At 65.1% G+C, this 13384-nt stretch carries 6 protein-coding genes; 5 read left to right on the top strand and 1 reads right to left on the bottom strand.

Features of this window, described 5'->3' with window-relative positions; translation table 11 throughout:
- Nucleotides 1-54: 54 nt before the first annotated feature.
- Nucleotides 55-1251 (bottom strand): hypothetical protein, encoded by a 1197-nt coding sequence (locus tag ACZI8W_RS02545; RefSeq protein WP_463366899.1) that lies wholly within the window; start codon nt 1249-1251, stop codon nt 55-57.
- 775 nt (nt 1252-2026) lie between these two features.
- On the opposite strand from ACZI8W_RS02545, the gene ACZI8W_RS02540 reads away from it, so the two are divergent.
- From ACZI8W_RS02540 to ACZI8W_RS02520, 5 genes are all read left to right on the top strand, one after another.
- Nucleotides 2027-7504, top strand: a complete 5478-nt coding sequence (locus ACZI8W_RS02540) for an ATP-binding protein (RefSeq protein ID WP_463367042.1) — start codon at nt 2027-2029, stop codon at nt 7502-7504.
- Nucleotides 7505-8240: 736 nt separating this feature from the next.
- Nucleotides 8241-9071: a beta-ketoacyl-ACP reductase gene (locus tag ACZI8W_RS02535; RefSeq protein ID WP_463366898.1), complete on the top strand. Its 831-nt coding sequence runs from the start codon at nt 8241-8243 to the stop codon at nt 9069-9071.
- A gap of 51 nt (nt 9072-9122) precedes the next feature.
- Nucleotides 9123-11066 (top strand): ketoacyl-ACP synthase III, encoded by a 1944-nt coding sequence (locus ACZI8W_RS02530; RefSeq protein ID WP_463366897.1) that lies wholly within the window; start codon nt 9123-9125, stop codon nt 11064-11066.
- Nucleotides 11067-11369: 303 nt separating this feature from the next.
- Nucleotides 11370-12566, top strand: a complete 1197-nt coding sequence (gene lhgO, locus ACZI8W_RS02525) for an L-2-hydroxyglutarate oxidase (RefSeq protein ID WP_463366896.1) — start codon at nt 11370-11372, stop codon at nt 12564-12566.
- A gap of 79 nt (nt 12567-12645) precedes the next feature.
- Nucleotides 12646-13305 carry an SDR family oxidoreductase gene (locus ACZI8W_RS02520; RefSeq protein ID WP_463366895.1) on the top strand — a complete coding sequence of 220 codons (660 nt, stop codon included), beginning with the start codon at nt 12646-12648 and terminating at the stop codon, nt 13303-13305.
- Nucleotides 13306-13384 lie beyond the last annotated feature (79 nt).

Raw genomic sequence — 13384 nt, 5'->3', positions numbered from 1 at the left:
CCGACCTATATGTGACGCATGATCCGGCCTTGTGCTCATTCACAAACCGCGACGTCACTCCTTCGCTGTCAGCTCCGCGATGTCGCCGAGAAGCGCGGATTGCAGTACACCTATCGTCTCAGTGGCACCACCGAATTGGTCACCGACGAAGTTCGTGTTGTCGGTCGAGAGTTCGCGCGCACCAGAGCGCCCGATGAGGTCGTCGATCCGCTCGTCGAGGCTTGCCGTCCGCTGCGCAACTTCCACCATGTTCATCCGACTGTCTGCGAATCCGAGAAGGTCTCCGATGCGAGCGAGAGCCGCGACCCGGTCGAGAAGCTGTTCCCAGACGGTGCCGAGCGCCGCAATCCGGGACTCGAGCCCCGTCCGCGCGGCAGGCGCGCTGTCGATCGCGTCGTCCAGTTCGGTGAGCAGTCCTCGCAGTGCGATCGTGTCGGTGGCGATCTGGGCGAGCTCGTCGGTGAGGTTCAGCTGTGAGCGCTGCACGGCAAGGTGTTCGGAATGCCAGGCCGGCGACGATTCGATACGGTCGTACAAGGTCCCCGCGAGAAACAGCAGGGTGTCGTAGCGATCGACGAAGTGATCCACTTCGCCCGGCACCTGCCGGACAAGTGCCTCGGCGGCGCGCCGTCCCACGTCCGCCGCAGGCGTACGCTCGGACCACCGGACCACGCGGTCGCTCGCGATACCCAGTACCGTGTCGCGGGCGCGCTCCGCCGCAGCCACCGGGATCGGGGCGGGGGTGTGCTGCAATGCGCGGAACAACGCCTCGCGCTGCTCGAGTTCGAGATGAATGCCGTCGCGGCGTTCCCGGCGCACCGCGCGCACCCCCTGCGCGTAGTGCGCCGGGGAATGCACGATCGAGTGCTGCACCGCTCGGATTCTCTTGTCGAACTCGCTCGCCCGATGCTCGAGCATCAGCCGAGACACGCCGGGGCGCTGCGCCGCAGCACGGGCAGCGAACCTCTCCCGTTCATCGGTCAGGCGCCGGAGCTCTCCGAAACCCCCGACATCCCCGCCGACGTCCGGGATCCGGCGCGCGAGACGCCGACGGGCAGCAAGCACCGATCTGGCCGGTTCGTCGAGGTAGCCGGAGGCGATCGCGACAGCCGCGTCATCGGACAATGGATCGTGATGGCCGTCGATGCGGCACTGTTCGCACCACCGCCGAACCTGGGCGGCGATCCGCTCGCGTCGTTCGAGCCGGGACTCGAACGACGCGGAATGCCTCGACTTGTCGGACTCGGTCATCGTGCCCCTCCTCGGTTACTGTCGACCTCCACTGTTCCAGAATTCTTCGACAGCGAACTGGTACCACGATGCTCCCCAGGCTCGACCACGGGATCGCACGGAGGCGAGGAAGGAAGCGCGTGAGGCAGCCCCGGCCCCGAAGGCGCCGTTGAACTGCGGTGATGGATGTCACACGGCAGATTTCCGAAAGATGGGTAGGTTCCGTCACCGGGTGCCGCCCCGAATCCTGCGACACCTCAAATTCCGTTGTCCCACAACAGGTTATCCATGAAGGACACGGAGACACTCCGGACCGACCCCAAGTTACCCACTGGTGTTACCGCACAGTATGCCTCACGCGACTCATCGCGATGCCACCACGCAGTTCATCTCCACAACCGGGAAGTCAAGCACTGCACCATCTCCCGCCGAAGCAGTCGGCCCTGCCACCACCCTCGACCGGTCGATCGCCAAAACGTGACAAACCCTCATGTTTGCTCCATGCTGTTCTTCGGACGGATCACCCGAAGCAGGGGGCGTTGTCACAGACGACAACCGCGGGCTTCTCGTACGATCCGTCCGAACCGCCCAATGGCACCCTGGGGCAGGGTCCGCGGGGCAGGGGACCGACACGCATGCCCACGCCAACCACGAGGAGCCGACCGATACATGTTCCCAGCCGCGTTGTCAGCCCGTGACGCGGGACGAGCATTCGGTTGACTCGGCTTCCTCGAATGGGGTTGAGCTTCGACGAGCGCGGTAGTGCGCACAATCATGGAGAACGGTGGCAACGAGTATGTTCAAACGGATCGCAGTGGTCAATCGGGGCGAGGCGGCAGTCCGCCTCATCCGGGCAGTCCGGGAGCTGAACTCCGAGCACAACTACGACATCACGACGATCGCGCTGCACACTGAGGCCGAGCGACGGGCCATGTTCGTCCGTCAAGCCGACGAGAGTGTCACCCTCCGGCCGTCCACGACAGCCGCGACCCCCTACCTCGATTACGCCGAACTCGAGCGTGCGCTGACCGAAGCGAAGGCCGACGCGGTGTGGGTCGGCTGGGGCTTCGTCGCCGAGGACCCCACCTTCGCCGACGTGTGCGCCCGGCTGGACATCACGTTCATCGGCCCGTCTTCCGCCGCGATGCGCCTACTCGGCGACAAGGTCGAGGCCAAGCTCCTCGCCGAGAAGGTCGGCGTGCCCGTCGCACCGTGGTCCGGTGGTCCCGTCGAGAACCGCGCCGATGCGCGCCGCCACGCTCAGGCGATCGGCTACCCGCTGATCATCAAGGCCCGTTCCGGCGGCGGCGGGCGCGGCATCCGCAAGGTCTACGCAGAGGACGAGCTCGAACTCGCACTCGAGCGCACCCAGGGTGAGGCCGAGCGCTCCTTCGGCGACCCGGTCGTCTTCATCGAGCGTCTCGTCACCGACGCTCGCCACGTCGAGGTGCAGGTCATCGCCGACAACCACGGCAACGTGTGGGCACCCGGCGTACGCGACTGCTCCATCCAGCGCAAGAACCAGAAGGTCATCGAGGAATCCGCCTCCCCGCTGCTGACCAAGGACCAGGCCGACGAGCTACGCACGGTGTCCGCCGACCTGATCCGCGCCGCGGGATACAGCGGCGCGGGCACAGTCGAGTACCTGTACCAGCCCGACCTGAAGATCTTCACCTTCCTCGAGGTCAACACCCGTCTGCAGGTCGAGCATCCGATCACCGAGGCGACCACCGGCATCGATCTGGTCAAGCTGCAGATCCTCGTCGCCGCCGGCGAGCAGCTCCCCGGCGACTGTCCGCCCGAGTTCGGTCACGCCGTCGAAGCCCGCCTGAACGCCGAGGACGCCGACAACGGATTCGCCCCCGCGCCGGGCACCGTGCAGCTGCTCAAGTTCCCGCTCGGCTCGGGTCTGCGCGTCGACACCGGAATCGCCCAGGGCGACGTGATCCCGCCCGACTACGACTCGATGGTCGCCAAGATCATCGCGTGGGGCCGCGACCGCGACGAAGCCCTCGCCCGCCTCCGCACGGCGCTCCGCGAGACCACCGTCGTGCTCGACGGCGGCACCACCACCAAATCGTTCCTCCTCGACCTGCTGAACCGCGACGAAGTCGTCGGCGCCAGCGCCGACACCGGCTGGCTCGACCGCACCGGCGCCGGCACCGCCACCGGACCGACGAAGGTCGCCGATATCGCGCTCCTCGCAACCGCCGTCGACGTGTACGACGCCGACGAAGCCCGCGCTCGCGCCGGGTTCCTCGCCTCGGCACGTGGCGGACGCCCTCGAGCAGGCCAGACCGGCGCCCGCAAGATCGAACTGAGCTACCAGGGCCAGGGCTACGAACTGCTCGTCGGCCAGATCGGTCCGCACCGCTACCGCATCGGCGCCGGCCACACCGAACTCGAAGTCGACATCGAGCGTCTCGGGGAATACGAAACCCGTCTCACGCTCGACGGAAAACGCCACAACATCGTCTCGATCGCCGGACCTGCACACTTCCTCGTCGAGGTCGACGGCACCAGCCATCAGATCAGCCAGGACGAAGCCGGCGTCGTCCGCACGCCTGCCCCGGCCGTCGTGGTTGCCGTGCCCGTCGCCGTGGGCGACGACGTCGAGGCCGGTCAGACGCTGGTCGTCCTCGAATCCATGAAGATGGAGACCGCGGTCCGCGCACCGTTCGCGGGGAAGGTCCGCGAGATCCTCGCGGTTGTCAACGGCCAGGTCGACGCCGGCGCTCCGCTACTGCGCGTCGATCAGATTGCCGAGGAGACCACAACGGTGGTGGCCGATCGGGTGCAGTTCCCCACCGCCGCACCTGCCTTGACCGACGACGCGGTGGCCGACGCCCACGCTCGCCTCGACCGGCTCGAAGCACTGATCACCGGCTACGACGTCTCTGCCGAGCGCACCGCAACCCTGCTCGGCGAGTACGAGCAACTCACCGCGAAGGCTGCGTCCTGCGACCTGGTGCGCGCCGAACTCGCACTGCTCACCACGTTCGCCGACGTCTGTGAACTGTCGCGCAACCGTCCGACGCAGGATGAGGAGAACAGCGACGACAAGGTACACAGTCCCCGCGAGTTCTTCCACGGGTATCTCCAGTCGCTCGACGTCGAGGTCGGTGGCCTGCCCGAGAGCTTCCGCGGACGCCTTTCACGCGCTTTGCGTCACTACGACGTCGTCGAGCTCGAGCGCACACCCGAACTCGAGGAGGCCGTCTACCGGCTGTTCTGCGCACAGGAACGCATCGAGGCGCAGATCCCCGTGGTCTCGGCGCTCCTCGATCGTTGGCTCGAGCACGGCACCGGCGAGTCCGGTGTGTCGGGCGAACTCAACGAAGTTCTCGATCGCCTCATCGTCGCCACCCAGGTCCGCTTCCCCGTCATCGGCGACACCGCCCGCAACCTGCGCTACCGCTTCTTCGAGGAGCCGGTGATCCGCAAGGCTCGCGAGCAGGTGTACGACGGTGTGCGCGGTTCGCTCGCCCACCTCGCCGAGCATCAGGGTTCCGCCGACTACGCCGAGCGGATCGAGTCGCTGGTCGCCACTCCGGAGCCGCTCATCGATCTGCTCGCGCAGCAGATTTCGCGTCCCGAGTCGGTTCCCGGCCCGCTCCTCGAAGTGATCACTCGGCGGGCGTACAAGATCCGCACCCTCGAGGACGTGGAGTCGACCATCCGCGACGGTCGACAGTTCGTCACCGGCAACTTCGATCTGCGCGGCACCCGGCTGTACCTGATCTCGGCCGAGGCCACCCATTCCGACCTCGCTGCGCTGCTCGATTCCGTCGAAGGCGCCGCGACACCGCTGCCGAGCACCGAGAATCTCGTCATCGATCTCTACCTGGCGTGGAATGACGCTCCCCGCGACTCCGATGCGCAGGCGCAGGCGTTGCAGACCGCGCTGGCCGCGAAGGACGTCACCGCGACCGCGCGTCGCGTGACGGTCACGGTGTGCCACACCGATAATGCCGAGGAGCATGTCTTCACGTTCCGCCCCTACGAGACGGGATACGCGGAAGAGACCAACATCCGCGACATCCATCCGCTCACCGGCCAGCGTCTCGACCTGTGGCGCCTGAAGAACTTCGACGGCACACGTCTCCCTGCGAATCCGGACACGTACCTGTATCACATCGTTTCGCAGGACAACCCGTCCGACGAGCGGTTCATCGCCCTCGCCGAGGTGCGGGATCTGACACCGCAGCGCGACGAGTCCGGTGCGATCGTGGGCCTGCCTGCGTTCGAGCGGGCGCTCGCGAGTTCGCTCGACGGCATGCGACGTGCGCAGGCGGCCCGCGGTGGTCGCCGTCTCGACGCGAACCGCGTCGTGCTGTTCGTCTGGCCGGTCGTGGACCTGACGTTCGACGAACTGCGCCGGACCGCCCAGAACGCCGCACCACTCACCGTCGGCGCCGGACTCGAGGAGATCACCGTCATCGGCTGGCTCCGGGAGGGGCAGGAGCAGCCCGCCCGTGAGGTCGCGCTGCGATTCTCGTACCGCTCGGGTGCAGGTGTGGTCGTGGGTCTCACCGATCCGCCGAAGGAACCGCTCAAGCCGCTCGACGAGTACACACAGAAGGTGCAGCGTTCTCGCGCCCGCAACACCGTGTACCCCTACGAGCTGATTCCGCTGCTCACCGGCAACGGTGGCAGCTTCGTCGAGTACGATTTCGATGAGTCCGGCGAGTTCGCCCCCACCGACCGACCGTACGGTCGCAACAAGGCCGGCCTCATCGTCGGTGTCGTCACCGCCGCAACCGAGCTGTATCCCGAGGGCATGACCCGTGTCGCGATGTTCGGCGACCCGACCAAGGCGCTCGGCACGGTCGCGGAGGCAGAATGCTCCCGTGTCGTCGCCGCCGTCGACCTCGCCGAGAAGCTCGGCGCTCCCGTCGAGTGGTTCGCCCTGTCGTCCGGTGCGACGATCTCGATGGACTCCGGCACCGAGAACATGGACTGGGTGTCGCGTGCACTGCGCCGCATCATCACCTTCACGCAGAACGGCGGCGAGATCAACGTCGTCGTCACCGGCATCAACGTCGGTGCGCAGCCCTACTGGAACGCCGAAGCGACGATGCTCATGCACACCAAGGGCATTCTGGTGATGACGCCGGACAGCGCGATGGTGCTCACCGGGAAGCAGTCGCTGGACTACTCCGGTGGTGTGTCCGCCGAGGACAACTTCGGTATCGGTGGCTACGACCGCGTCATGGGCCCCAACGGCCAGGCCCAGTACTGGGCCCCGAACCTGTCTGCCGCAATCGAGGTGCTCTTCGGTCACTACGCCCACGCATTCATCGCGCCGGGCGAGCGGTTCCCGCGCAGGGCCGAGTCGACCGACCCGATCGACCGCGACGTGCGCGTCTACCCTCATGTGCATCCGTCGAGCGACTTCACCACTGTCGGCGACATCTTCTCCTCCGAGACGAACCCGGACCGCAAGAAGCCGTTCGATATTCGTACGGTGATGCGTGCCGTGGTCGACCAGGATCACGCGGTACTCGAGCGCTGGGCCGACATGGCGGACGCCGACACCTCGGTCGTGTTCGATGCCCACCTCGGCGGCCATGCGGTATCCGTCATCGGCATCGAGTCGCGGGCCATCGCTCGTAAGGGCTGGTTCCCGACAGACGGCCCCGACCAGTGGACCTCGGGCACACTGTTCCCGAAGTCGTCGAAGAAGACTGCGCGTGCGATCAACGCGGCGAGCGGCAACCGTCCGCTCGTGGTGCTCGCAAACCTGTCCGGCTTCGACGGCTCCCCCGAGTCGCTACGCAACGTGCAGCTCGAGAATGGTGCCGAGATCGGCCGCGCGATCGTCAATTTCGACGGACCCATCGTATTCGTGGTGGTCTCCCGATACCACGGTGGTGCGTTCGTCGTGTTCTCCGGGGCGCTCAACGAGAACATGGAAGTTCTCGCAGTCGAGGGTTCGTTCGCCTCGGTCCTCGGTGGCGCACCCGCCGCGGCCGTGGTCTTCACCCGCGATGTGAACAAGCGCACGGCGAGTGACTCGCGCGTCGTCGAGCTCGAGGCCCAGGTGGCGGCGGCAGAGGATGGCGAGAAAGCACGTCTCGGTGTCGAACTCGCATCGCTGCGGACCTCCGTGCGCTCCGAGAAGCTCGGTGAGGTCGCCGCAGAGTTCGAGGCGATTCACAACATCCAGCGCGCCCAGCGGGTCGGCTCGGTGGACGCGATTGTGCCGGCCGCAGAATTGCGTCCGCAGATCATTGCGGCCATCGAGCGTGGCATTGCGCGAACCCTCGCGTAACCCGCCGTAGTACGACCGAAGCCCTGCCCCGGACATCCCGGTGCAGGGCTTCGGCATTGTCGTCCGTCGTCGAGATCGAGGAGGCCGGGTTCGAACGGCGGCAATCCGCTCGCTACCACACGACGGACCCTTGTGCCTAACATCACAATGGATGCACAGAGAGAAACGGATGATTCCGAAATTCCGGGAGTTACGGCCCCGGATCATCCTGTCGGCACTGAGTGCACACAATTCTTGCACCGCATGCCATTCTCATAGATCCGGTCACATGTCATCCTATTCTGTTGCACCACAGTGTTTTACGAAGAGTCACTCAATCTGATCAAGATCGTCACGCCTCATTCGCGATTCGACCTGACTCCGGAGTAATACTGCGCGCCACCAGAAGCCTCAGAACCAACCCTGCACACGTACGCGGACACCTCTGCAAACAGACAGCCTGTTCGTACTCGCGAGTACTCGCCCAACCTTTCCCTAATATGTTGCACTGCAACGTATTATGAATTGATCATGAATTTCTCACGAATATCCACAGAGACGCATTGCACATGACAAAGTCGAGGAAATACTGCATCATTGAATGCGCAGGGAGTTGACGAGCAGGGGCGCTCGACAATACAAAGCGCAGCAGGGGAATATCGCAATCGCGCACCACCACAACACTATCGGGCACACGCAGCCCCAAAGGCACATCGCAGTGCCTGACGCGATCGCCGCCAGTCAGAGGAGACGACACATGACCAGCACTGCCGAACCCACCACGCAGTCCGTCCAGGGCAACAAGCTTCGCGGACGCGTCGCATTCGTCACCGGAGGGACGCGAGGCATCGGTGCTGCCATCAGCCGCAGCCTGGCCACTCAGGGCGCAACCGTGGCAGCGGGCTACGCCCGCAACACCTCGCAGGCCGATCAGTTCCTGGCAGATCTGAAGACCAACGGCCGCGACGGCGTGAACTACTCCGTGCACAAGGGGGACGTCTCCAATGCCGAGGATTGCCGCCGGACCATCGACGAGGTCATCGCCGAACACGGCCGCATCGACATCCTGATCAACAACGCCGGCATCACCATCGATCGCACGGTACTCAAGATGGAGGACGACGACTGGGACAAGGTCATCTCCGTCAACCTCTCCGGCGCGTTCTACCTGGCCCAGGCCGCTCTTCGCCACATGCTCGAGCGCGGTACCGGCCGTATCGTCAACGTCTCGTCCGTCATCGGCGAGACCGGCAACATCGGCCAGGCCAACTATGCCGCGTCCAAGGCCGGCCTCTTCGGCCTCACCAAAACCCTCGCAAAGGAAGCCACGTTCCACCTGGGCAAGGCAGGCCTGCTCACCCCGGACAGCATCGGTGTCACCGTCAACACCGTCACCCCGGGCTTCGTCGCCACCGAAATGGTCGACGCCATCCCGGAGAAGGTGCTCGGACGCATCACCGACAGCATCCCCGTCAAGCGCCTTGCCGACCCCCAGGAAATCGCTCGTGTCGTCCACTTCCTCGCGGCCGACGCATCGTCGTACATCACCGGCCAGGTATGGGGCGTCAACGGCGGACTCGACATGTGATCGCGCGCTCCATCTGCCAACCCGTACACCACTGAACGGTTCCCACTTCACATGCAGCCCTTCGAGCTCAACCGGCATGGCAAGATCGTCTTCCCGTCCAACTTCTTTCCCGATCTGGATTTCTCGGCGTTCACCAGCATCGAGCACCTCGACTCGGTGATCCGCCGCGATTTCGACACGAAGGCTCCTTCGGTATCCGAGATCCTCTCGCGCAGCGCGCAGGGCGTCTACACGTCGAAGTTCGAACTCATGCGAGACATGGCGCTGAGTGGCTTCTGGGCCAACCGGTTCGCGCTCACCATGTTCGACAAGCAGCCGACACGATGGTCGGATGTTCCTCGCAACCGCGACGACATCTACATGCCGACCCTCACCCCCTGGCCGGATGCAGCGGACCGTATGGCTGCCGTCCAGAGTGCCTATCGTGAACTTCCTGCTGCCTGGAACGACACGGCCGAGGATCTCATCTTCGCACGACTGTTCAATGTCTTCGGCTCCCGCCGGCACATCGCCGGATCGTTACCCACCGTCAAACCGACGGTCGAGCAATTGCTCGCCGACCCGGACAACATGACGCTCCGGATCGGCAATCACGATCCGAACTTCCCGATCTACACCTACGACGAGATCCTCGACAGCAGTGAGGATATCGCGGAGCTCGAGGCCCTCGGCCGGTGGTCGATGGTGCTACACAACCAGCATCCTTACAACCGTAACGACCTTCAGGTCGTCAAGGTCTCGGAGCTGAAGGATGACGACTACGTCGTCATCTTCACTCCGCGCGATCGGGAAATCCAGCGGTTCATCACCCGGGCGGTGTCCGGCAAGACCCGCAAGGGCGTGAGCTTCACCAGCCCCACCCCCGCCGCGCCGTCGAAGCCCTACTCCGCAATCGACGTCAGCAAGGATTTCGCAGTCCGACCGCGCATCGACGCCCTTGCAGTCGCGCACGGCGACACGGTCTGCACCAACGAGGATCTGATCCGGAACACCGCGTACAACTGGTCTCCGATGACGGCCGAGTCGATCGCCACGAAAACCGGAATCGAGCAACGCCGCTACACCTCCGGCACGTTCGAGGACCTCGCACTCTCGGCAGCGAAACAGGCCGTCGACCATGCGAAGGTCGGGCCCGAAGACATCGGCGCTGTCATCGTGTGCACCTGCACGAGCGGACGGTTGATCCCGTCGCTCGCCACGTGGATATCCGGTGAACTCGGAATTGCACAGAGCCACGCCTCATTCGACCTCATTGCCGCGTGCGCGGGTATGCCCTACGGCCTGGCCGAGGCGACCCGGATCATGCAGCAGGTCAAGCGACCGGTGCTGGTGGTGTGCGTCGAGAAATTCTCCGACAAGATCGGCAATGTCCGTCCCTCGCGCATGATCTTCGGTGACGGCGCTGCCGCAATCGTCGTCTCGCCCGCGGCCGAGGGCGCCGACTCCGACATCGAGTACTTCAACAGCTACGCGAGTGGGCCTACGAGCGAGGTCAATTCGATCATCTGGCCCAACCCGGACTTCGACAACTTCATCACCGTCTACGGTCCCGAGGTCAAGTCGCTCGCCGGTCGCTACCTCGCACAGATGCTGGACGAGATCAAGGAACTGCCCGCTCCTGTCGGCAAGGGCGGGACGCTGCTCGACAACATCGATTTGATCGTGCCGCACCAGGCGAACAAGACGATGATCATCGAGCTCGCCGCAAATGCCGGACTGTCGGCGGATCGCCTGTACTTCAACATCGAGAAGGTCGGCAACGCGTCGTCGGCGAGTATCCCGCTCGCGATCCACGACGCCGTCCGTGACGGTGTCATCGACAAGCCGGTGCGCATCTTCGCACCCGGATTCGGCGCCGGCGCGGTCGCGGGTTACACCGTCATGCGCATCGATCCGAAGGTGGTCGTGCCGTTCCGCCACGCGGAGGAGCACGCCGAGATCGATCCCACGCATGGGCAGCCGTCACCGTCCGACGTGGAGCTTGCGTTCCGCTAGAAAGACCATGTTGTGCCGATCGTCCCGTTCGCACTGTTTGTGCGGACGGGACGATGCCCATTTCGAGGCCACCTTTTTCGGATGGCCTCGACAGTGATTCGAAAGGCACCATCGATCCGATGAAAGGGCCCCTCCGACCGCACCCACTGGCCGTTCGAGCATGCAGTTCTCGTCGCCGGTTCGCACTCAGCGCGACCAGAACTGCGCACTCGACGGAGCGGCCGGTTGGTGCCACTCCCCCTGGCGGAGGCGCAAGTCCTGCATCATCTACATGCCGTGCATCACCGCGAATAGAGTGGCGCCATGAATACGCTGCGCGCCGCCGTTATCGGCGGTGGAATCATCGGCGCTGCCACTGCACGCCGACTCGCGATGCTGGACCACGACGTCACCCTGTTCGAGAAGGAACCTGAACTTGCAGCACACCAGACCGGCCACAACAGCGGTGTGGTGCACGCCGGTCTCTACTACACGCCGGGGAGCTTGAAGGCTCGGCTGTGCCGGCGCGGCGTCGAACTACTTCAGGAGTTCACCACCGAGAAGGGCATCCCGTACAGCGAGTGCGGAAAGCTTGTCGTCGCCCTGGACGAATCCGAATTCGAGCGACTCGACGCGATCGAGACCCGTGCAACTGCCAATGGAGTTCCGGGCATCAGACGAATCGGAGCCGACGAGATCACGGCAATCGAGCCGCACGCGGTGGGGATCTCGGCGCTGCATTCGCCGCACACCGCAATCATCGACTACGTCGCCGTCACCCGCGCACTCGCCGACGACGTGACGGTTGCGGGCGGCGCTCTGCACACAGGCACTCCGGTCACCGGTCTGCGCACCGCGGGGATTCAGGTTGTCGTCGACACCCCTTCTGATACCTGCGCGTTCGACCTGGTCATCACGTGTGCAGGGCTGCAGTCCGATCGCCTCGCGCATTCTGCCGGCGACACGCGTACTCCTCGGATCGTTCCGTTTCTCGGCGACTACCGACTGCTGACACCCGCGGCCGCCTCGAAGGTTCGTGGTCTGATCTATCCGGTGCCCGACCCTCGCTACCCGTTCCTCGGGGTACATCTGACGAAACGCATCGACGGTGAAGTCATGGTGGGACCCAACGCGTTTCTCTCACCCGGACGTGAGAGCTACGGTGGACTCCGCGGCTCGTGGCGCGACCTGCGCGACGCCGTCGCCTGGCCCGGGTTCTGGAAGTTCGCGGCACACAACCTTCCCGCGGCGGGCCGCGAACTGCGCACCGCCACGAGCACTCGGCGCTTCGTGGCCGAGGCTTCGAGATATGTTCCCGGACTCACCGCCGACGATGTGGTCGCCGGTCCCCGCGGAATACGCGCGCAGGCCATGAATGCCGATGGCGGGCTGGAGGACGATTTCGTTATCACCGGGCACGGGCGCGTCGTACATCTGCGCAATGCACCCTCGCCCGGGGCCACCTCATCGATGGCCATCGCCGAGCACCTCGTCGATGAGGCTCTCGAACGTATCCGCTGATGCTTCTCACGCACACAGAAGCGTGGGAACAGGCATGCTGGAAGAGGCACCACCGTCCCGGACGCAAGGAGCACCCGATATGGCACGCATCGCACTCTTCGGCGGACACGGCAAGATCGCGCTTCACCTCGAGCGGATACTCGCCGATTCCGGCCACGAGATCAGCGGGTTCATTCGCAACCCCGACCACGCCGACGACGTACGAGCCGCCGGAGGCACGCCCGTGGTAGCCGACGTCGAACAACTCGACATCGCGGCGCTGACCGAATTGCTGCGGGGGCATGATGCGGTGGTGTGGTCAGCGGGGGCTGGTGGCGGAAACCCCGACCGTACCTATGCGGTGGACCGCGACGCGGCGATTGCGTCGATGACGGCCGCGCAGGAGGCTGGCGTCCGCCGGTACGTGATGGTGTCGTACTTCGGGGCACGCCCGGACCACGGCGTGCCCGAGGACAACAGCTTCTACCCGTATGCCGAGGCCAAGTCCGCCGCCGATGCGCACCTGCGCGGCACCGACCTCGACTGGACGATTCTGGGGCCGAGCGTTCTGACGCTGGATCCGCCGACCGGACGCATCGACATCGCCGGTCAGGGCGCGAGCGACAACGGGCAGGTGTCGCGGGCCGATGTCGCTGCCGTCGTCGCGGCGGTGCTGGAGCGTCCCGGGACGGTGGGCCGCACCATCGAATTCAACAACGGTGACACCCCGATCGCCGAGGCGCTCGACGCGCTCAGGTAGCCTCCTCCCCTCCAGGAGGTGAGCGAATGGCACACTCGTCTCCTTCATCAGTCCCAATGTGCCCTTCGCTCAGGACTGG

This window comes from Rhodococcus ruitaii (genome assembly GCF_055230935.1).
This window is presented reverse-complemented; position numbering and strand designations above follow the sequence as displayed.

Bases quoted from the DNA above. Each gene is read 5' to 3' on its own strand.
- ACZI8W_RS02545 (WP_463366899.1), bottom strand. From the start codon at position 1,251: ATGACCGAGTCCGACAAGTCGAGGCATTCCGCGTCGTTCGAGTCCCGG.
- ACZI8W_RS02540 (WP_463367042.1), top strand. From the start codon at position 2,027: ATGTTCAAACGGATCGCAGTGGTCAATCGGGGCGAGGCGGCAGTCCGC.
- ACZI8W_RS02535 (WP_463366898.1), top strand. From the start codon at position 8,241: ATGACCAGCACTGCCGAACCCACCACGCAGTCCGTCCAGGGCAACAAG.
- ACZI8W_RS02530 (WP_463366897.1), top strand. From the start codon at position 9,123: ATGCAGCCCTTCGAGCTCAACCGGCATGGCAAGATCGTCTTCCCGTCC.
- lhgO (WP_463366896.1), top strand. From the start codon at position 11,370: ATGAATACGCTGCGCGCCGCCGTTATCGGCGGTGGAATCATCGGCGCT.
- ACZI8W_RS02520 (WP_463366895.1), top strand. From the start codon at position 12,646: ATGGCACGCATCGCACTCTTCGGCGGACACGGCAAGATCGCGCTTCAC.